Source organism: Vibrio sp. 10N.261.51.C6 (assembly GCF_041471785.1).
GTDB classification, from domain to species: domain Bacteria; phylum Pseudomonadota; class Gammaproteobacteria; order Enterobacterales; family Vibrionaceae; genus Vibrio; species Vibrio crassostreae_C.
Genome location: NZ_JBFRPB010000024.1, coordinates 1 through 20,686, shown reverse-complemented (window position 1 = coordinate 20,686; position 20,686 = coordinate 1). Strand labels below are relative to the sequence as shown.

The window sequence follows — 20,686 nt, the reverse complement described above, 5'->3', positions numbered from 1 at the left end:
TGCTCGGCGCACAACAAAAAAGGCTTACTCTGATGAGTAAGCCTTAGAAATCATTGCGAATACAGATGACTCTCGCTGAATTACGCAGCGGGAGCATTACTCACTAAAATTTCGCGAATAGACTTAAGCGTCGCTTCCGTTGAATGATAATCCAATTCAACTTCACTAAAGATGCCGTTCACTTCAAGCATTAAGGTCGGGTAAGAAAATACACCCATCGCTTCTTTAAAGCCTAGCTGGTCATCTAACTCACTTTCCAATAACTTGCTAGAAAGGTCATTTTCAAACTGTTGAACATTCATACCTAGCTCTTCAGCCAACTGCAAATATGTGTCTTGGCTATGTGGCAACATCGCACGAAGGTAGTAAGCATGTTGAATCGCTTCAAGCATCGCTTCGTAGTGGTCTTGAAAACCTGCAGCAATCACGGCACGGCACGCAGGGTAAGTACTGCGAACAGGTTGGCACTCTGTCCAAAAATCATGGTTAAACTCAGTACCCAACTTAGCTTCGATCTGCTTCCAAATCGCTTGCAGCTTGCCTTTCATCTCTTCTGACATTGGCTCATCAGAATCCGGGGCCAAACCACCCACTACATAGTTAAACTCAATGCTCGCAGGCAATTGTTGTTTCAATAACTCAAGTGTTGGCTTGTAACCCCAACACCAGCTGCACATTGGATCATGCACATAATGAAGTTTTACGTTCATTGTTCATTCCTTATCGAGTCAATGATTCGATCAATTCAAACAAAAAAGGAGCCTGATTAAGGCCCCTCATTTTAACTATTCAGCGCAAAGGCTAGAACTTATTCAGCGTCATCGCCAGCAACTTTAGCCGCTGCTTCTTTGATGATTGGCTGAAGTTCGCCTTTTTGGAACATCTCAAGAATGATGTCACAACCACCGATTAGCTCACCTTCAACCCAAAGTTGTGGGAAAGTTGGCCACTGTGCGTAAGCAGGAAGCTCTGCACGGATATCAGGGTTTTGTAGGATATCTACGTAAGCAAATTTTTCGCCACATGCCATTAGAGCTTGAGACGCTTGAGAAGAGAAACCACAGCTAGGTAGCTTAGGAGAACCTTTCATGTACAGTAGAATAGTGTTTTCTTCAATTTGCTGTTTGATTTTATCGATAGTTTCCATTGCTTCCTCGTTAATGGATTACGGCTTTTATTGCCTTTATTCTACCCCAAACTAAAAGAATAAAAACCATATAAAAAAAGCGGTTAACAAGCTAAGCTAACAATTCACACAAAAGTAATGAAATAAGCTTTTAATAAAGTAAAAACTTGCTAAACTATATCGCAAGTCAGCAAATTGACCATGGTTGGCAGTATAGCGAGCCATGAATAATAATATCACTGGAAGCAATCGAAAGAGTTAACTCTTTCATATCAATGGAGAATTGAGCAATGGCATTTGAACTACCGGCTCTTCCTTACGCGAAAGACGCGCTAGAACCACACATCTCAGCAGAAACGCTAGATTTCCACCACGGTAAGCACCACAACACTTACGTTGTTAAGCTAAACGGCCTTATCCCAGGTACTGAGTTTGAAGGCAAAACACTAGAAGAGATCGTTAAGACTTCTACTGGTGGTGTTTTCAATAACGCTGCTCAAATCTGGAACCACACGTTCTACTGGCACTGTCTTGCTCCTAAAGCAGGCGGCGAACCAACTGGCGCTGTTGCAGAAGCTATCAACGCTGCATTCGGTTCTTTCGAAGAATTCAAAGCGAAATTCACTGATTCAGCAATCAACAACTTCGGTTCTTCTTGGACTTGGTTAGTTAAGAAAGCTGACGGTTCTCTAGACATCGTTAACACTTCTAACGCTGCTACTCCTCTAACAGAAGAAGGTGTTACTCCACTTCTAACTGTTGACCTATGGGAACACGCTTACTACATCGATTTCCGCAATGTTCGCCCTGACTACATGGCTGCATTCTGGAACCTAGTAAACTGGTCTTTCGTAGAAGAGAACCTAGCTAAGTAATTATTGCTTACGCTGCGCTATTTATAGCGAGTTATCTATTGAAAGCTCATGCCTCGGCGTGAGCTTTTTTGTATCTGTCGTGTTCCACAAAATCTAAACATTTCGTAATAAACCCGCCAATAGCGATTACTTCTCGAACTATTGATAGCCTTCTTCCCAACCCTACATAAATTCTCTATTTGCCTGTAATTAAACACTAAAGTTTGCCGACTCCATGCCGTTAAAGGTGTATCCAATGAGAGGCGACATGCAAATACATACTTTAGACAAAGCAGGAATCATCAACGAACTGAAGTTCGGCATCGGGATCAGCCAAGCGGTTGAGCAAGGTCGCCGTGCAGATTTCGCGTTGCTGTTATCTATGTTTTCTAATGATGTCCGTGATTGCACGCCAATTGACACCATTGAAATCACAGAGACAAATGAAGATCGCCTGCGCAAACAATTTGGCGTAGCAGAACCTCAACAACTGCGTTCAAACCAGTCTTCATATGAGATTTCAGCTCAGCAATCTAATCATTTTCATCAAGCTAGCCTTGCCAGCGCCAAACTCAGCCATTACTTGAAACCTGAAGCGCTTGCCTTCATGCCTGAAGATACAGCTGACTTACCCGAAGAGGTTTACCAAAACCTTTCTGGTCATGACCGACGCAAACTCGCAAACAAGCATTTACCTGATTTGCCACATGCCACGCTCTACAATGAGCTAACCACCGCGCAACGTCGGTATCAAATTCAAGCTCAAGTATAGCGATCACCTACCTTTCCCTTTTTCGCTGTCTATCCATAGCTCTTCTTCGACTAACTCGCACACTTCAAAGTATTCACACGAATGATATGAACCACTAGCCTTAGGCAACCTAAAAACACCTGATGTCGGTTACCGCTTGAAGTTACTACAAAATGTGACGTGCCACTAAGTTCATAAAAACTTATTAATTGGCACACCTTAGTTTGAACCAATTCACACCCGTTGTATAAATTTTAACCCATCCTTATCCGACATGGACGATTTGTTTAGGTACTGGGATGGAAATAAAAAGCTCAATCATATTGGTGACATCTGCCGGCTCGCGACTGGGGGGGGCGATTGCGAACCACTTTGTTAACCTTGGAGCCACCGTCATCCTTTGTGATAAAGACACGGAAGCACTTAAAGCGACGTATCTACAGTGTGCCCGGTTTTCTGACTCTGTTTACCACTACACGCTCAAAGGCAATGACAGCCAAGCGATTCTCAGCGTATATGATTTTATTCAAACCACCTTCAACACGACACCCGATGTGCTGGTCAATAACTGGATAAGCTCCCCAATGCCTAGCCTAATTGGCGATCAGCCTGTGAGCAGCTTTATTAATGATCTCTCATCGATGGCATCGACCCTGTTCGCATTTGGGCAAATCAGTGCTGAGAGATTGCGAGAGGAAGATAAGGAAGGCGTGATTGTTAATGTGATATCTCATGATGACTTTCACGATGTGTCTGGCTTAGAGAGCGCAAACTCAATGATCACTGGCTTTACCCATAGTTGGGCGAAAGAGCTGACTCCCTTTGGCATTCGAGTCGGTGGCGTTGTTCCCGCCGTTCATAACTCCGATGGCAAGCTCAACCGATGTCACTGGGCGCAGCTGCAAGACGAGCTGACCAGAACAACCGAATACATTGTCTCGAATGACTACTTCAGTGGGCGAGTTGTCGCGGCAGAGGTTTAACTCCCTATTCTAATTGAACATGACTGGCTCAGCTCATATTAAGTAGCAGAGCTATTGCCTCTCAATCCGTTTTACAAACGAACCAAACATAAAAAAAGCCCCAGTCTCTCGACTGGGGCTTTCATCTTTTCCCGATAGATAAGTATCGTGCTAGCGAAAACTTATCTCAAAACTAATGCTTACTTATTATGCGTTAGCTTTTTCTTTTTTAGCTTTTGGCGCTTTCGCTTCAGCTGGCTTTTGGTCTGCTTTCTTAAGGATAACTGTAGTACCTTCGAAAGTTTCGCCTTCAACGTATGGTTGGCCGAAGTAAGAAGTTGTTAGAACTTCTTTTAGCTCAGTGATTAGAGGGTAACGTGGGTTAGCACCTGTACACTGGTCATCGAACGCTTCAACAGCTAGCTCGTCTAGTTTAGCGATGAAGTCAGACTCGTTAACACCCGCAGCTTGGATAGATAGTGGGATGTCTAGGTCAACTTTAAGCTCTTCTAACCAAGTCAGTAGACGTTCAATCTTCTGAGCTGTACGGTCACCAGCTTGGCTTAGGCCTAGGTGGTCAGCAACTTCAGCGTAACGACGACGTGCTTGTGGACGGTCGTACTGAGAGAATGCAGTCTGCTTAGTTGGGTTATCGTTCGCGTTGTAACGTACAACGTTTGAGATAAGTAGTGCGTTAGCAAGACCGTGTGGTAGGTGGAACTCAGCACCAATTTTGTGAGCCATTGAGTGACACACACCTAGGAATGCGTTCGCAAATGCTACACCAGCGATAGTTGCTGCGTTGTGTACTTTCTCACGAGCTATTGGGTCAGCCGCACCATTTTTGTAGCTTGATGGTAGGTATTCTTTAAGCATCTTAAGAGCTTGAAGAGCTTGACCGTCTGAGTACTCGTTCGCTAGAACAGATACGTAAGCTTCAAGAGCGTGAGTTACTGCATCGTAACCACCGAACGCTGTTAGAGACTTAGGCATGTTCATTACTAGGTTCGCATCAACGATAGCCATGTTTGGCGTGATTTCGTAATCAGCTAGTGGGTATTTAGCACCAGTCTTGTCGTCAGTAACAACAGCGAATGGAGTAACCTCTGAACCTGTACCTGAAGTTGTAGTGATACATACAAGCTCAGCTTTTTGACCCATTTTAGGGAACTTGTAGATACGTTTACGGATGTCCATAAAGCGCATTGCTAGTTCTTCGAAGTGAGTTTCTGGGTGCTCGTACATAACCCACATGATCTTAGCAGCATCCATTGGAGAACCGCCACCTAGAGCAAGGATTACGTCAGGTTGGAAGCTCTTCATTGCTTCAGCGCCTTTCTCAACAACAGATAGCGTTGGATCCGCTTCTACGTCGAAGAAAGTTTGAACTTCGATGCCTTGTGCTTTAAGCAAGCTAACTACGTCATCTGCGTAACCGTTGTTGAATAGGAAACGGTCAGTTACTAGGAATGCGCGTTTCTTACCTTCTAGGTCGCTCATTGCGATTGGAAGGCTACCACGACGGAAGTAGATAGACTTAGGTAGTTTGTGCCACAACATGTTTTCAGCTCGCTTCGCTACAGTTTTCTTGTTGATAAGGTGCTTAGGACCTACGTTCTCAGAGATAGAGTTACCACCCCATGAACCACAACCTAGAGTTAGAGAAGGTGCAACGTTGAAGTTGTACAGGTCACCGATACCACCGTGAGTAGTCGGGATGTTGATTAGGATACGAGCAGTCTTCATCTTGTCACCGAAGTAACGGATGCGGTCTGCGTTAGTATCTTGGTTAGTGTAAAGACCAGATGTGTGACCGATACCACCGATTTCAACCATAGTTACCGCTTGAGCAACTGCGTCTTCGAAGTCATCTGCGCGGAATAGACCTAGAGTTGGAGATAGTTTCTCGTGAGCGAATTCGTCATCGTAAGAAACTTTACCAAGACCTTCACCTACAAGTACTTTTGTATCAGCAGGAACTTTAACACCAGCCATTTCAGCGATTGCTGGAGCAGGTTGACCTACGATTTTAGCGTTTAGGTTGCCGTCGATAAGCAGAACTTTACGTACTTTATCAGCGTCAGCTTTAGATAGAACGTGAGCTTTGTGAGAAGCGAAACGCTCTTTAACTTCGTCATATACTTCGCTAACTACGATTGCAGCTTGCTCAGAAGCACATACTACGCCGTTATCGAAAGTCTTAGACATAAGGATAGATGCTACAGCACGTTTGATGTCAGCTGTTTCATCGATAACGACAGGAACGTTACCAGCACCAACACCGATAGCAGGCTTACCAGAAGAGTATGCTGCTTTAACCATGCCTGGACCACCAGTAGCAAGGATAAGTGCGATACCGTCGTGCTTCATAAGCGCGTTAGAAAGCTCTACAGATGGTTGGTCGATCCAACCGATGATGTCTCTTGGAGCACCAGCTGCAACAGCTGCGTCTAGAACTAGTTTCGCTGCGTCGTTAGTTGAGTTCTTTGCACGTGGGTGTGGCGAGAAGATGATGCCGTTACGTGTCTTAAGAGAAATTAGAGATTTGAAGATTGCTGTAGAAGTTGGGTTCGTTGTTGGAACGATACCACAGATGATACCTACAGGCTCAGCGATAGTCATTGTGCCTAGGTTGTCATCTTCTTCTAAGATGCCACATGTTTTTTCGTCTTTGTATTTGTTGTAGATAAATTCAGATGCAAAGTGGTTTTTGATAACCTTATCTTCAACAATACCCATTCCAGATTCAGCAACTGCTTGTTGAGCAAGTGGAATACGAGCGTGGTTAGCAGCAAGAGAAGCTGCGCGGAAGATTGCGTCTACTTTCTCTTGAGAGAATGTTGCAAACTCTTCTTGTGCTGCTTTAACGCGAGCTACTAGAGCATCAAGTTCCGCTAAGTTAGTTACAGGCATGGTGGATCTCCTAAAATAATAAATATTAAAAACTTTTTATTAAATTCGCTGCTTGCCGTTAACCTTAAACACCAGCGTTCTTAGTAAATTGCTTTCAGGGCTGAGTATATTATTTCACTGTGTGAAAAAAATTGACCCAGATCAGTTACCCAAAAAGAATTAACCAGAAAGTAGTAAGGCAATCGCAAAAATGAACTTAAGAGCATGATTTATATAGATTAAACTCACAATTTTCGTTCGCGCAAAAAACAAGCAAACAGACAACTTTTTTCTACATAGCGTAATAAACTGTAAAAAAGTTTCATTTTTAGTCCGTTAAATTACATGTATACAGCTATATTCGTGCTACTGAGAGTATATCCATAGCGTTGTACGGGCTAGATTCTGACATAATTTTTATTAATTTCGTGCGTCGGTTAACAGTTACTCAATAATAAATTACAAAATGAAACACTACCAGCTAGCTTGCAACAGGCTTAAAACAAAAGTGAGATTCAATTAGTTTTTCTAAAAAGAATCACCCATTTCAAGTTAGTTTTTTTCATTCGCGTAAATTGAGTTTGTCCCTTACATTACGCGCCTAAACTATTCACAGATCAACCCTTCAACCTTAAGTACGCTAACTGGAGATCGCTCTCATGCAAGGCTTAGAACTCGCAATTTTTATGCAATTCTTCCTTGGGCTTGTTGCTGCCGTAAACCCAATCGGCATCATGCCTGTTTTTGTTTCTCTTACTGCTCATATGCCGCCAGAAGAGAGGAACAGGACAGCCTTACAAGCAAATATTGCTGTTGCCGTGATCTTGATTATGTCACTTGTTGCAGGGCAAATGCTTCTTGATATGTTTAGCATCTCGTTGGATTCATTCCGCGTTGCTGGTGGCTTACTGTTATTGAGCATCGCATTTTCGATGATGAGCGGTAAGCTCGGTGAAGATAAGCAGAACAAACAAGAGAAGTCTGAATACATCAGCAAAGAGCAGATCGGCGTTGTTCCACTTGCTATGCCGCTAATGGCAGGCCCAGGTGCAATCAGCTCGACCATTGTTTATGGTTCTCGCTACCCTGCTGCTATTGATACGGTCGGCATCGGCATTAGCATCATCGCATTCGCAACGTGCTCTTGGCTTTTGTTCCGTTCAGCGCCGGTTATCGTTCGCTTTTTAGGTCAAACGGGTATCAACGTGATCACTCGTATCATGGGTCTGATTCTTGGCGCATTGGGCATCGAGTTCATCGCCAATGGCCTACGTAATCTGTTCCCAGGCTTGGCATAACGTTTAACAACATTTCGGTTGCTCTATAAAGGGCAACAATATTGAAATATAGATGAGGCGAGTAAAGCAATTGGGCTTTCACTCGCCTCGTTATTATGAAGCTTGTATAATGACTGTTAATGCATTTAACAGAAGACGAACCTCTCCTTATGTCACGCAAGCCACTCAAGCATCATTTGTACGTCATTATCTTTGGTACTCACACGCCAGCCGGACGTGCATTTGATATAACTCTGATCGTTGCAATCTTGGCTTCGCTGTTGGTTCTGATCTTAGAATCCATCCCTAATGTGATGACCGAATGGTCACAACAGCTGCGTTATATCGAATACACCTTCACTGCACTCTTCACTCTTGAGTATTTGTTAAGGCTCTATTGCTCCCCAAAGCCAAAATCTTACGCCACCAGTTTTTATGGTGTCGTTGACCTATTGGCGATTCTTCCGACCTACCTAGCAATCATCTTCCCAGGCGCTTCATTTATGGGTGTGGTGAGACTGCTGCGTGTGATGCGTATCTTCCGAATTCTAAAGCTGGTTCGCTACCTGCAAGATTCCAATATTCTGTTGCGCTCACTATTAATGGCACGACGAAAGATACTGATCTTCTTTAGCACCGTCGGCATCTTGGTGGTTATCTTTGGCGCCTTGATCTTTGTTATTGAAGGTCCTGACAATGGCTTCACCAGTATTCCTCACAGTATCTATTGGGCCATCGTGACTATCACTACGGTAGGTTATGGTGACATGGTGCCGCAGACCGCGCTTGGTAAAGCCATAGCATCACTGACCATGCTATTGGGTTACTCTATCTTAGCCGTGCCAACCGGGATCATTACTGCAGAACTCAGTAATGAGATGAACTCGCACAAAGAGTTGGTTAAGTGCCCGAATTGTAACCGAGCGGGTCATGATTCAGACGCCATGTATTGCAAGCACTGTGCTAGCGAATTAGCGGATCCAGACAAGCGTGTCGTCACCGACGAGAAATAAAAGCAGACACGAGATTCGAGTAGCGAGATGCGAAGAGATTTAAGGGCAGTTTCGAGGGCCGAATAACGAGGTAGCAATAAACTAAAAAGGGTTGACGTTTGTCGTCAACCCTTTCGGTTTATCAGCTAATAGAATTTAAGCAATCTTGCCTATTACGATTTCTCAGCAAGGATAATGCGTAGAGTACGACGTAGTGGTTCTGCAGCACCCCAAAGTAGTTGGTCACCAACCGTGAAGGCGTTTAGGAAGTCGTTACCCATCGACATCTTACGCAGACGACCGACAGGTACAGACATTGTGCCTGTTACTTTCGCTGGTGTTAGCTCCTGTGCCGTGATGTCGCGGTCATTAGGAATCACTTTAACCCAATCATTGTGCGTTGCGATGATCTCTTCGATCTCGTCCATTGGCACGTCTTGCTTAAGCTTGATCGTTAGTGCTTGAGCGTGACAACGCATTGCACCGATTCGTACACAAGTACCATCAATTGGGATTGGCTGACCATCTAGACCAAGAATCTTGTTCGCTTCAACACCGGCTTTCCACTCTTCTTTACTCTGACCGTTTTCACGCTTCACATCGATCCAAGGAATCAGTGAGCCTGCAAGCGGAGCACCAAATTGGTCTGTTGGGAATGAAGATGAACGAATCGTATCAGCCACTTTCTTATCGATATCAAGAATTGAGCTTGAAGGGTTTGCTAACTCAGAACTTACGCTGTCGTTGATCACACCCATTTGTGAGATCAGCTCACGCATGTTCTTAGCACCCGCACCAGAAGCTGCTTGGTAAGTCATGGCACTCATCCACTCAACCATGCCTTTCTCGTACAGACCACCTAGAGCCATAAGCATTAAGCTCACAGTACAGTTACCGCCAACGAACGTGTTGGTGCCGCTGTGAATGCCTTGCTGGATTTGAGCCAAGTTAACAGGATCAAGAGTGATGATTGAATCAGCATCCATACGCAGAGTAGATGCTGCATCAATCCAGTAACCTTTCCAACCTGCTTGACGCAGTGCTGGGTATACTTTTGATGTGTAATCGCCGCCTTGACAGGTAATCACAGCATCAAGCTGTTTTAGGCTATCAATATCAAAAGCGTCTTGAAGTAGACCCGCATCTTTACCACCTAAAACAGGGGCAGGAATACCAATCTGAGATGTGCTGTAATAAACAGGCTCAATCAAGTCGAAGTCTTTCTCTTCAACCATACGTTGCATCAGTACAGAACCAACCATACCGCGCCAACCAACTAGACCTACTCTCATCGCTCACTCTCCATGTATAAATTAAAAATTGCTCTCCCCCATCTATAAGTTTTTCAGAAACAGAACTCAAGTGCTTTTTGTCAAAAAGTGTAACTTTTTCGTTTCTTTTAAGTGAACGTAATGAATCGTGCAGTTATCTCTGTATCGACATTCCATCTCCACCTCATTGATTAAGCGTCCATTATCGTCAAATTCAAACATTTACATCGCCAAAGTCGATTCAATCGACGCTCATCACAAACAGTAAATCCCTCTTTTAAACCAAGGTTAATCAGAGTTTTATTTTACAAAACGAAAACAACGTGCGACAGATTTCAACATGTAACAATCATGAATGTAACAAAAATTTAGATTATGAAACCACAATTGATTGAGTTAACAGTCAAATATCACAACTTGGGCGTATTTTTTCGATATAATAAACTAATTACTGTAGTGTCCGTTTTGCACCACACACTATAACGAAGCACTATAAATGCTCGAAATCACAAGAGGCTTTTATGAAGCAGAGTAAAACTCGCCTACCGAACCTATTGCAGGTATTCATCGCGTTAGGACTATTTCTATCCCTTGCTTTTTCCTTTACTGCAAAGCTTGACCTTCCAATTCAACTTGCCTTGTATATTGGCTGGTTCATTATCATGGTTCTTGGTATTCGTCTTGGACACCAATACAAAGACTTAGAAAAAGCAGCACTCAAAGGAATATCCAATGGCTTAGGCGCGGTTTTAATACTTTTAGCCGTTGGCGCTCTTGTTGGTACTTGGATCTCAGGCGGGATCGTACCTACTATCATTTACTATGGTCTGAAAGCTATCCACCCTTCTATCTTCCTTTTAGCGACCATGATCATCTGTTCTCTAACTGCATTGGCGACCGGTACTTCTTGGGGTGCTGCGGGTACAGCAGGTATCGCGATGATGGGTATCGGCCAAGGCCTAGGTGTTCCAGCACCGATTACTGCAGGTGCCGTGCTGTCAGGCTGTTACTTCGGTGACAAGATGTCTCCTCTTTCTGATTCAGTGATTCTGGCTTCTTCAATGTCTGGTGTTGAAGTGGTTGAACACATCAAGGGCATGCTTCCAGTTGCGTTAATCAGCTACGTGATTACAGGCATCATGTTTACTGCGTTTGGTTTCCACTACGCGGGCAACGTTGACATGAGCCAAGTAGACTCTGTAATCAAAGCAATGGAAGTTCAGTTCTACATCACGCCTTACTCATTCGTTCCGGTACTTATCGTGCTTGGTCTGTTGGCTTTCCGTATGCCTTCATTCCCGGTCATCAGTTTTGGTTCTCTGCTGGGTATTATCTGGGCAGTCATGATCCAAGATATCGACTTCCTAACGGCATTCAACACGGCTTGGGCACCGTTCTCAATCTCATCTGGCGTAGAGTTTATTGATTCGATTCTTAACCGTGGCGGCATGTCTTCAATGCTGGGTTCAGTTGCGGTTATCGTATTTGGTCTAGGTTTTGGTGGCTTACTGGATAAAGTGGGCGTACTAGAGACAATCGCTAAGGTGTTTGAGCGCCGCGTAAACAGCGCAGGTTCACTAGCGACTAGCACAATTGGTACGGCTTTCATGGGTAACGTATTCGGTTCTGCAATGTACGTATCGTTAATCCTTACACCAAAAATCTGTGCGAAAAACTACGACCGTTTAGGCTACAAACGTAAGAACCTATCGCGTAATGCTGAGTTTGGTGGCACGTTAACGTCGGGTATGGTTCCGTGGAGTGATAACGGTATCTACATGGCGAGTATTCTTGGTGTTGCGACGCTGTCTTACGCACCGTTCATGTGGTTAAGCTTCATCTGTATCATCGTGACTATCGTGACATCTTACATGGGTTGGTTCGTTGATAAGTGTGAACCAACAGCACCAGCGTTTGAAGCTGAAGAAGCAACAGAGTTAAGCAAGCAACAAGCTTAAGTTCAGGAGCTAACGCTTTCGAACGTAACTCAAAACGTTAATGGATAAATGCAAAAAGAGCGCCCTAGAGCGCTCTTTTTTGATCTGCTGATTTACTTATTTATCTATTTATTGGCGGTTCGTTTACCCAACCAGTAACCGATGCCTAACGGTGCAAAGAACACTACTAAGATAAACAGGATGAAGTAGATAATCACACCTTTGATTAACTCCATCAGTTTATCAATCGCCAGTACCACCACCTCTTGAGAGACGCGATCAAGGTCTTGTGTGAACAGTTCTCTCTCTGAAGTCACAATACCCGCAATCTCGATGCGCTCTTTCGCAATCATCTCTACAAGTGCTTCTCTCTCACGTGTCACCATTTTTTCTAAAGCCACACGTTCATCGCTCAACATCGCCAGTTTTTGGTCTGTTTTGTCACTAAGATCATTGAGCAATGGCTGCATTTCTGTCGACATAATAGAGGCTAGCGTTTGCATGTATTCTGGGTTGTTCTCAATAAAGTCTTGCATGCTTGCTGATGTTTGACGAAGGCTTTCTAGCGTCATCGATAGGTCTTCACCCGTTAGCGAGCTATTCAATGCAACCAACTCAGCTTTCCACGTCATCAGTTTCGGTGTCTGGTCAGCCATTAAGCTTAAGCGGTCTGATGCATCGCTCATTGCTTCTGGCATGGTGCCTAAACTCTGGACGATTTGCGACTCGTCTTTACCAAGGTAACTTAGCCATTCACGGTAAGCAGGCGTGCTTCTGAATGTGAGATCTTTAAATGGGTGGCTAGCGGCAAACTGAGCAACGAACGCTTTGCTTTTTTTGAAATCACTGGAGTTCAATACACCCTTTGCCAATTTCTCTGCTTCTTGGTCAAGAAAACGAGCAGCCTCTACCGCATCATCCGTCGCGAATAGGTCCGCGCCATCGCCTTGGCTATAAAACTGATTCATTTGGGCAGTGAAAACCCACGAGTCAATTAACGCAGACATTGGGGAAGTTTGGTAAGCCGCTTGTTGTAATCCCTGCTCTGCATGGATCTTCCAAAGCAACACATAAGATTGATGTAAAGTGTCATCAGCAGGATAAAATTGCGCGATTAAATCAGCCGAGTCTTCTACTCGTGTAAAAAACATCTTGGCGTATTCACGCGTCATGAGCCGAGCATTTAACTCTTGTTGAGTGAGAGGCGTCGTTTGACTATCTAACTTAACTTCTAAGAGAGAACAACCACTTAGCACAATGCTAAGCACCAACACCATCCAACTTCGACTCGAAACTCGTAACATATAAACCTCTGACAAAGACTAAGGGCGCTGATTGTATGAGCGCTTCGTCAGAGTATTGTCAAAAATCCTGTAAAAGTTAACGCTGACTGTCTAAATATTCATGAGCAGAATCCACAGAGGCTTTTATAGCCTGCTCTAGTTCAGCTAAATCATGTTCACTGATCGCTCTGGACTGCTTCATTGTCATTTCAATGGTTGCGGCAATGATGGCTAACCGAGACGCTTTAATACTGCCAGCCACGCCTTTTAAGCTATGTACAATGCGAGCCGCGGAGGTTTCATCTTTGGTCAACAAAGACTTAAACTTCTCGTAGTCACCTGCGTGGTCTTGTACAAACACACCAAGCAAGAGTTCGACAGACTCAGCATCACCATCGAGCGTTTCTAACATGTCTTCGATATCAATCGCAGGCTTTGAATCTGTGACACTGGCAACGTGTTTCTCTACTACTGGCGCCTGTTCAGGGACTTGCTGAATAGAGTATTGCGGTACAACGGGTTGGCTTGTAACGTTAACGCTCTGCGGAGGTTGAGAGTCGGAAGACTGGCGCGTTGGCCTGTTCTCGGATACATAAGCGTCACTATCTGCTTGTTTCACTGCTGAGGAAACAACATCGCTATAAGAAGCGTCTTCCTCACTTGAATTAATTTCTAGTTCAGAGCTGAGTTCTTGGTCTGCTTCTTTCATCGTTTTTGTGGACCTAACGCCCCAAAACACTATCCCGCTCATCGCCACCAAGCTTAAGCCTAGCATCACCAACAATAGGTTGAATTGACGATCATGGAACTCAGCTTCGAGTTTTATGATCTGTTCATTTACTGAGTTTTTCTTAATCTTATCAACCAAATAGTTAAGCTGAGCGTAATCACTCAACAATGCTGACGCATCAGCCAGTAGTTGTTGGAGTGCATCTTGTTCTTCGTTTTCTAAGGAATAAGATTTTTCTAGAATGGAATCAAAGGCGCGATAAGTCGCTGACGAACTTTGATTTTCAGAATACATGGCTTCAAATACCACAACACCGAATTCGTTGAGGAGCGGTTTTAGCTGAGGGGAAAGCTCTTTATCAGCACGCAAGATCTTAATGTTATCAACGATGTCTTGAACTTGGCTTTCTATTGGAATGAACTCATCGAACTTTTCTAGGAACTGATCAGCTACGTACAACAGTTGGTTGACATCAGGACGAAACAAGGCGTGTTGGAAATCAGATTCAATCTGCAGTCGGATCGAATAAACCAACTGAGCATCGAGTGCGAGATCATTGATACGAGAGACTCGAAGCGGTTCTGAGAAATAAAGCGATTGCCTCAATTCGTTGACTCGAATACCGAGCTCTTCGATTTGAGCTAGAGAATTGGTGTAGGAACGGCTTAGATTAAGAAGAGCCAAGGAAGGAAGTAACCACAGAGCCAAGAGCACAACCAAAAAGGTGGCTGGTTTTTTAAAGCGTTTGGGCTTTGCTACTGATTGTTCCATCTATATTCCTTGTGCGTGTTAACTTGAAGCCATGACCGTAGCTAAAAGATTAAGCACAAAATAAGCGACAACGTCCTGCTGCCGCTTTTATCCGTTAACTTCGGACTATGACTTATTGCGAGTCAGTTGGTCACGTAAGTTCGGTGGAGTGCCTTTAATCGTTAGCGTGTCTGTCTCCGGATCGTAAAAGATACGTTCGCCTAGAAGCAGACTATCAAAACTAACATTCAAACCGCCACCAGCACCAACAAATTTTGTTAGTTTACGCATAGTTGCGCGATCGGCTGGGAAGCTGTCTTCTAACTCGTAGCCTTGCTCACTAGTATAGTCAAAGAAGCTTGTGCCATCAGTGCTTGCTGGCAACTCACCAGAAAGTTCACGAACTTGTACTTCATCGCCCGCTTTAAGCTGCTCGTTACAGTAATCCGCAACCTGCTTTTTGTAGCTGATCGCTTCTTCTTTCTCTAATTTAGAGTCAGAAACAAAGTCTTCTACCGCTTGCATCAGTACTTGGTTCTGCTGTTTCGCATCCAAACCAACTTCAGCTTGTAAGAAATCTAAGAAGAAATCCGCGACTTTACGGCCAACACGTCCTTTAATGTAAGTTAAGTAACGGTTTGATTCTTTATCAGTCTCATAAGTTGAAAGGTCTAGACGAGCCGCGATATCCATTTTTGAGATATCAAGGTAGTCAGTCGCACTAATATCAAGCCCTTCAGTTACCTTTAGGCTTTGGTTTGAAGGCAATAAACCAATGAAAAGATAATCTGTTGCAAGTGACTGATATTCAGCCATTACCAAGATACCTTCGTCAGCGAATGGGTACTTTGATAGTTCGTCTTTTAGACGTTGCGCACTCTTTTGAGAAAAATCGTAAAAGTTTGTCTCACCAGCACGAAGTTGATGCAACCACTGCTGGAATTCGCTGTCAGATTTGAAAGAACCAAACCCTTTGCCTGCTTTTGAATTAAAAACACGGTGAAGTTCAGCAACTAGGCTTTCAGATGAAGCATCGTTTTCTAGAGATTCAGCACGATAGTTAACAATCAGCTCATCCTGATCGTTCTTGCTCAGCTGGTGTAAAATTACGTTGGAAAGGTGAAGGCTCATAGTGAAAATATTACCGTTCAGGTTTCAGTTGTCGTGCATAGTAGGTTATCATAAGCCGCTTTTACTATCATTATTAGAGTCCTTATGCCGATTATATCTAAATACACAGATGATCAAGTTGAAAAAATCCTAGCTGAAGTAGGTGCTGTACTAACTAAGCACAAAGCTTCGCCAGAACTTTCACTGATGATCGCTGGAAATATCGCAACCAATGTCTTAAATCAGAATGTTGCTGCTTCACAACGCAAAGGAATTGCTGAAAAATTTGCCGAGGCTTTAATTTCTTCTCTTGAAGATAAAAAGTCTCACTAAATTTGATTGACGGATAAAAGAATTATAAATGGTAGACAGCGCAAACTCATATAGCGATCGTGTATCTCGACTGGTTGGTTGGGGTCACTGGTTTGCATTTTTCAACATCATTGCTGCGATGTTGATTGGTACTCGTTATATTACTCAATCTGCTTGGCCAGAAACCTTGCTAGGCCAATTCTATTTGGCTGCATCGTGGGTTGGTCATTTTGGCTTTTTAGTGTTCGCGCTCTATCTATTAGTGCTGTTCCCGCTCACTTTTATTCTTCCGTCGAGGAAGTTATTACGTTTGGTTGCCGTTATCTTCGCGACCATAGGTTTAACTGTCCTACTGATTGATACCCAAACGTATCAAAATATAAACCTCCACCTGACGCCTGTCGTGTGGGAGGTTTTATTCAGTGGAGAGGAATCTGCATTCACGTCTGATTTGCAGCACCTCTTCATTGTTATGCCGCTTATCTTCTTGCTGCAACTCGGTCTATCTGAGTGGGTTTGGCGTAAGCAGCGTAAACTGTCTCATAAACACATTGGCCGTCCGATTACTGCCGTCTTCTTCTTGTGTTTCATCAGCAGCCACTTGACCTACATGTGGGCTGATGCGTACTTCTATAACCCAATTACTAGCCAGAAAGCGAACTTCCCACTGTCTTACCCTATGACAGCGAAAAGCTTTATGGAAAAACATGGCCTATTAGACCGTGAAGAGTACCTTGAGCGTTTAGAAGCGAACAAAGAGAATGTAAACCTAGTTAGCTACCCGCTAGAAAAAATTCAATACAACCGCCGCAGTGATGATCTTAATATCCTGATGGTGAGTGTGAACAACCTTCGCTCTGACGCTCTTAATGCGACAGCGATGCCAAACAGCTATGCCTACGCACAACAGTCGATCAACTTCACCAACCACTACAGTTCAAGTAACGATATGTTTGGTATTTTTGGCTTGTTCTACGGCCTACCGAGCAGCTACGCAAGCAGCATTGAAGCTCAGGGGTCAAGCGCAGTATTGCTCGATGTTTTAGAGAATCACGATTACAAGTTCGCTGCTTTCAGTGGCGACAACTTTAGTGATGCACTGTACTCGGATATCATCTTCCGAGGCCGTGATGTGATGCCAGAGCAAGCAACTTATGATGACCAGAGTGCCATAAAAGCTTGGTCTAACTGGATTCAATCACCGCAAGCTAAACGCCCTTGGTTTAACTTTATTGAATTAACCACACTGGATAACTTCGCCAGCTACGATTCAAGTTCAGAGTCGGACTCTACGCTAACGACAGCAGAGCGTTTTGCAGCAGACTATCAAAAGTCGGCGACAGCGGCCGATGCTCAGCTAGCAACTATCTACGCTGAACTGGAACGCTTAGAGCTTGCCGATAACACGGTGGTTATCATTACCTCTAACCACGGTACTGAGTTTAACGAAACCAAAACCAACAGCTGGGGTGCAAACTCCAACTACAGTCGTTATCAGTTACAAGTACCACTGTTTATCAGCTGGCCTGGCAAGTCTGCTTCTGAATACACCCACCGTTCTAGTCATCTAGACGTGTCAGTAACACTGATGCAAGAGCTATTGGGTGTATCTTCGAACCCAACAGATTTCAGTAGTGGTCGCAGCCTGTTTAATGAACGTAACAGAAAGTGGATTCTCGCGGGCGACTCTCGTGAACTTGCTCTTGTTACTGACCAGCAAACAACGGTGTTGGATAAATTTGGTAACTACAAATTGTACGACCAAAATTACAAGCGCCTGAAAAACGTAAGCCCTCGCTTACCTGTGTTGATGCAAGGCCTGACAGAGCTACAGCGTTTCTACACAAAAAATGACTAAATAATCAGCAAACAGTAAAGGAAAGCCAATGGCTTCCCTTTTTTATTGCCGTGAATGATTAGAAAACAAGCAACAAAACAAAATTATGAAAATTAAGGGTTTACAAGATCCTCCACCCCTTATATTATTCACGCCACTGGAGGGATGGCTGAGTGGTCGAAAGCACCGGTCTTGAAAACCGGCAACCGTTAATAGCGGTTCTAGGGTTCAAATCCCTATCCCTCCACCACTATTCATCAAAAAAAGCCTTTGATTATCAAAGGCTTTTTTTGTATCTGTAAGACTTGAATTTGCTTCGAACCAACGAGGTAAGTCAATGTATATACAAAAATCTCCCCACGGTGTCTATTACGCACGAATCTGTACTCCAGCACAGTTGAAAGCGTTGGGATTCCCATTCGATCTAAAAATCAGCCTTCGAACAAAAGACCCTAAGCTAGCTAAAGTCATTGGCTTAAGCCTTGTCAGTGCTGTCAAAGAGGCCTTTCGTACTACAGACTCTCTGTGCTTTTCAGAGTTTCAGTTGCATCTAAAAGGCATTTTGTCCCACCACCTGAACTTACAATCACAAAAGCAGGACGATCGCTTACATTTAGGTTGTATAACTTCCATAAGTCATACTTCTAAGCGTTTGAGTGAAGAAAAGCATTGGAGTGAAGCGTTAGAACACTTTCTAGAGTTCAAAGGGGTTCAAGGGGTCAGTGCATTGACTGTCCATCAGTTGAAACAGCGCATTACCTTTTTCTTTGAGAGCACTACGCCATCTGGTTTATCAACAATAACTGCGATGGCACTGATGGAGTACATTAAGACTCTCAATAGCTCTAGTCTTTCAGCAAAAAGCTGTAAAGATTACTACGCCGCGCTGAGTCAATTTATACGTTGGTGTGCGACCATGTCTTTGATTGAAAGAAACGTGTCTGCAGATATCAAAGCGACTTTCAAGAAGTCTATAAAAGCTGATAAGCAGCGCTCAAGGTGGTCAGAGAGTCAGCTTTCAACACTCTTCTCATCTGAGCAGTTTCAGCAAGTGGATATTGGTTTCTACTGGGTTACTTTATTGCTCACGTACATGGGGATGAGGCCGAATGAAGTGTGTCAGCTACGTACAGAAGACGTGGTCGTTAGCGGTCCAGTCCCTTACTTAAACGTAACAGATGAAGGTCACGGACAGCGGATCAAGAATCGTTATGCTCTGCGACAAGTCCCCATTCATCAGAGTCTAATCAAACATGGCTTTCTTGAGTATGTTGAGCTTCGTAAGAACAATAGCAAAACCGATCTATTCGATTACAAGCCACTGGGTCTCAACAAGGACTGGAGCCAACAATATTGCCAACAATTCGGCAGACTCCTATCTAAGATCGGATTGAAAGCAGGGCAACGCCCTACTGCGTACTCCCTCCGTCACACTTTCATTGATGTTCTTAAGCAAAAGGAAGTGGCTGAGTCTACAGTCGCTGATATCGTTGGCCATCATCACCCCTCAATGACATTTGGCCGATATGGTAAGCAAACAAAACTGAAACTTATGCTTAGTGCGGTGAACCAGTTCTCACTTCAACTGGGAGGCTCACATGAGTAAGTTCAACTATGATGAGTTGCACACGGTTTATAAGGCGTTCAAGCAAAGCTATTTTGAAGGGGATGAAACCTCGTTGCTTGCGTTATCAAAACAGTATGACTATCAAGATATCCACTGCCTCTATCAGCTTTTTGAGCGCCTCGAAGATAAGCCAAGCACAACATCTATGTCATTAATGGCATTAGGAATAGATTGGCAAACACAGCAGGCACTGTTTGGTGACTTTGAAACACTGAGAGAAATTGCAGGGCTCGTAAGCCCTCCTCCCATGTCACACGTAGAGTGTTTTGATGCCTTTGTTCTACCTTATTGGACCATTATGTCAAAGAAAGGGATTGTTCTTATTAGCACTAGAAGCCAAGAGCATTTTACTTTCGTACATCGTGTGTCAGGAGTAGAAATTCAAGTTAATATAAAGCGCTGACTCTCAATGTCATTTTGAAAAACCAAATCTCGTGAACACCTTAGAGCTCACGAGATTTACCTTTTAAATTATTATGAAGACCTTATCAATCGAACTCTCGGTCGGCACTCATTCTCCGTTTTTTGGGGGAAGCAGTGTTCAGGTTTTCCCTATTATCTAGGAGGGCGTCTTTCATCCCACATACAAGTGCCTGCTGTATTGGGTTGGCTTTGTTGCGTAATTCAATGGAACTAAATCAAGAACCTACCATAGACAGAACCTTAAGCACTAAGCTCAGCGTAAATTCCGTCTAACGTAATGTTTTCTTTAGACTTCCTCTGCGCTGACTTTTGAGCGTTCCTTGATATATAACTGGTAGCCCATTCGATTTTATTGCTGATTTCTGACCATGCGCCGTGACTGATACATTCAAATATTGGTAACAGCCAGACATCCACATTTTTTGCCGCTTTAAACAATGAGACCGATGGCATTATCTGAAGCGCAATACTACGCCTAATGATCAGCGCAAGTAAACTGGCCCAGATGAGCCCATCAACGATGGCCTTTTGTGCGGTGACAAATCGTTGCCA

Annotated in this window: 17 protein-coding genes, 1 tRNA gene and 1 pseudogene; 11 read left to right on the top strand and 8 right to left on the bottom strand. The window is 43.8% G+C overall.

Going from position 1 to position 20,686, the window contains the following annotated elements; genetic code table 11:
* Positions 1-80: 80 nt before the first annotated feature.
* Positions 81-710: a DsbA family protein gene (locus AB4375_RS07390; RefSeq protein ID WP_372051269.1), complete on the bottom strand. Its 630-nt coding sequence runs from the start codon at positions 708-710 to the stop codon at positions 81-83.
* A gap of 98 nt (positions 711-808) precedes the next feature.
* The gene (locus AB4375_RS07385) at positions 809-1,147 is read right to left on the bottom strand and encodes a Grx4 family monothiol glutaredoxin (RefSeq protein ID WP_004741702.1); all 339 of its coding nucleotides are present in this window, start codon (positions 1,145-1,147) and stop codon (positions 809-811) included.
* A 269-nt stretch (positions 1,148-1,416) separates the two neighbouring features.
* Between AB4375_RS07385 and sodB the strand changes: the two genes are divergently transcribed.
* The 3 genes from sodB to AB4375_RS07370 all read left to right on the top strand — a co-directional run bounded on the left by sodB (position 1,417) and on the right by AB4375_RS07370 (position 3,714).
* Positions 1,417-2,001, top strand: coding sequence for a superoxide dismutase [Fe] (gene sodB, locus AB4375_RS07380; RefSeq protein WP_004734050.1), 585 nt, complete (start codon positions 1,417-1,419; stop codon positions 1,999-2,001).
* 247 nt (positions 2,002-2,248) lie between these two features.
* Positions 2,249-2,752, top strand: a complete 504-nt coding sequence (locus tag AB4375_RS07375) for a VC2046/SO_2500 family protein (protein WP_276202729.1) — start codon at positions 2,249-2,251, stop codon at positions 2,750-2,752.
* A gap of 278 nt (positions 2,753-3,030) precedes the next feature.
* Positions 3,031-3,714, top strand: coding sequence for an SDR family oxidoreductase (locus AB4375_RS07370; protein ID WP_017061182.1), 684 nt, complete (start codon positions 3,031-3,033; stop codon positions 3,712-3,714).
* A 186-nt stretch (positions 3,715-3,900) separates the two neighbouring features.
* Here the strand turns inward: AB4375_RS07370 and adhE are convergent, their stop codons facing one another.
* Positions 3,901-6,606: a bifunctional acetaldehyde-CoA/alcohol dehydrogenase gene (adhE, locus tag AB4375_RS07365; protein WP_017061183.1), complete on the bottom strand. Its 2,706-nt coding sequence runs from the start codon at positions 6,604-6,606 to the stop codon at positions 3,901-3,903.
* Positions 6,607-7,244: 638 nt separating this feature from the next.
* On the opposite strand from adhE, the gene AB4375_RS07360 reads away from it, so the two are divergent.
* Both AB4375_RS07360 and AB4375_RS07355 read left to right on the top strand, forming a co-directional pair.
* On the top strand, positions 7,245-7,883 hold the full coding sequence (locus AB4375_RS07360) for a YchE family NAAT transporter (RefSeq protein WP_017061184.1): 639 nt from the start codon (positions 7,245-7,247) through the stop codon (positions 7,881-7,883).
* A 149-nt stretch (positions 7,884-8,032) separates the two neighbouring features.
* Positions 8,033-8,875, top strand: a complete 843-nt coding sequence (locus AB4375_RS07355; protein ID WP_029235134.1) for an ion transporter — start codon at positions 8,033-8,035, stop codon at positions 8,873-8,875.
* 152 nt (positions 8,876-9,027) lie between these two features.
* Here AB4375_RS07355 and asd read toward each other — a convergent pair whose 3' ends face one another.
* Positions 9,028-10,146 carry an aspartate-semialdehyde dehydrogenase gene (gene asd, locus AB4375_RS07350; RefSeq protein WP_017061186.1) on the bottom strand — a complete coding sequence of 373 codons (1,119 nt, stop codon included), beginning with the start codon at positions 10,144-10,146 and terminating at the stop codon, positions 9,028-9,030.
* 500 nt (positions 10,147-10,646) lie between these two features.
* Between asd and nhaC the strand changes: the two genes are divergently transcribed.
* The gene (gene nhaC / locus AB4375_RS07345) at positions 10,647-12,083 is read left to right on the top strand and encodes a Na+/H+ antiporter NhaC (protein ID WP_017063453.1); all 1,437 of its coding nucleotides are present in this window, start codon (positions 10,647-10,649) and stop codon (positions 12,081-12,083) included.
* A gap of 104 nt (positions 12,084-12,187) precedes the next feature.
* Here nhaC and AB4375_RS07340 read toward each other — a convergent pair whose 3' ends face one another.
* The 3 genes from AB4375_RS07340 to yejK all read right to left on the bottom strand — a co-directional run bounded on the left by AB4375_RS07340 (position 12,188) and on the right by yejK (position 15,956).
* The gene (locus AB4375_RS07340) at positions 12,188-13,366 is read right to left on the bottom strand and encodes a chemotaxis protein (protein WP_372051268.1); all 1,179 of its coding nucleotides are present in this window, start codon (positions 13,364-13,366) and stop codon (positions 12,188-12,190) included.
* A gap of 76 nt (positions 13,367-13,442) precedes the next feature.
* A complete protein-coding gene (locus AB4375_RS07335; protein ID WP_372051267.1) occupies positions 13,443-14,846 on the bottom strand; it encodes an Hpt domain-containing protein in 1,404 nt (467 codons plus the stop codon).
* Positions 14,847-14,951: 105 nt separating this feature from the next.
* Complete coding sequence (gene yejK, locus AB4375_RS07330; RefSeq protein ID WP_017061190.1) at positions 14,952-15,956, bottom strand: nucleoid-associated protein YejK; 1,005 nt, start codon at positions 15,954-15,956, stop codon at positions 14,952-14,954.
* Between the two features lie 84 nt (positions 15,957-16,040).
* On the opposite strand from yejK, the gene AB4375_RS07325 reads away from it, so the two are divergent.
* The 5 genes from AB4375_RS07325 (at position 16,041) to AB4375_RS07305 (ending at position 20,114) form a co-directional block, all read left to right on the top strand.
* Positions 16,041-16,268 (top strand): YejL family protein, encoded by a 228-nt coding sequence (locus AB4375_RS07325; RefSeq protein ID WP_004734063.1) that lies wholly within the window; start codon positions 16,041-16,043, stop codon positions 16,266-16,268.
* Positions 16,269-16,296: 28 nt separating this feature from the next.
* Positions 16,297-18,105 carry a DUF3413 domain-containing protein gene (locus AB4375_RS07320; RefSeq protein WP_017065981.1) on the top strand — a complete coding sequence of 603 codons (1,809 nt, stop codon included), beginning with the start codon at positions 16,297-16,299 and terminating at the stop codon, positions 18,103-18,105.
* A 138-nt stretch (positions 18,106-18,243) separates the two neighbouring features.
* Positions 18,244-18,334 (top strand) — tRNA-Ser (locus AB4375_RS07315).
* An 87-nt stretch (positions 18,335-18,421) separates the two neighbouring features.
* Complete coding sequence (locus AB4375_RS07310; RefSeq protein WP_017068668.1) at positions 18,422-19,690, top strand: site-specific integrase; 1,269 nt, start codon at positions 18,422-18,424, stop codon at positions 19,688-19,690.
* On the top strand, positions 19,683-20,114 hold the full coding sequence (locus AB4375_RS07305) for a hypothetical protein (RefSeq protein WP_017633219.1): 432 nt from the start codon (positions 19,683-19,685) through the stop codon (positions 20,112-20,114). Before AB4375_RS07310 ends, AB4375_RS07305 begins: the two co-directional genes overlap by 8 nt.
* Before the next feature lie 260 nt (positions 20,115-20,374).
* Here AB4375_RS07305 and AB4375_RS07300 read toward each other — a convergent pair.
* A pseudogene (locus AB4375_RS07300) lies at positions 20,375-20,686 on the bottom strand (IS4 family transposase); the annotation flags it as partial.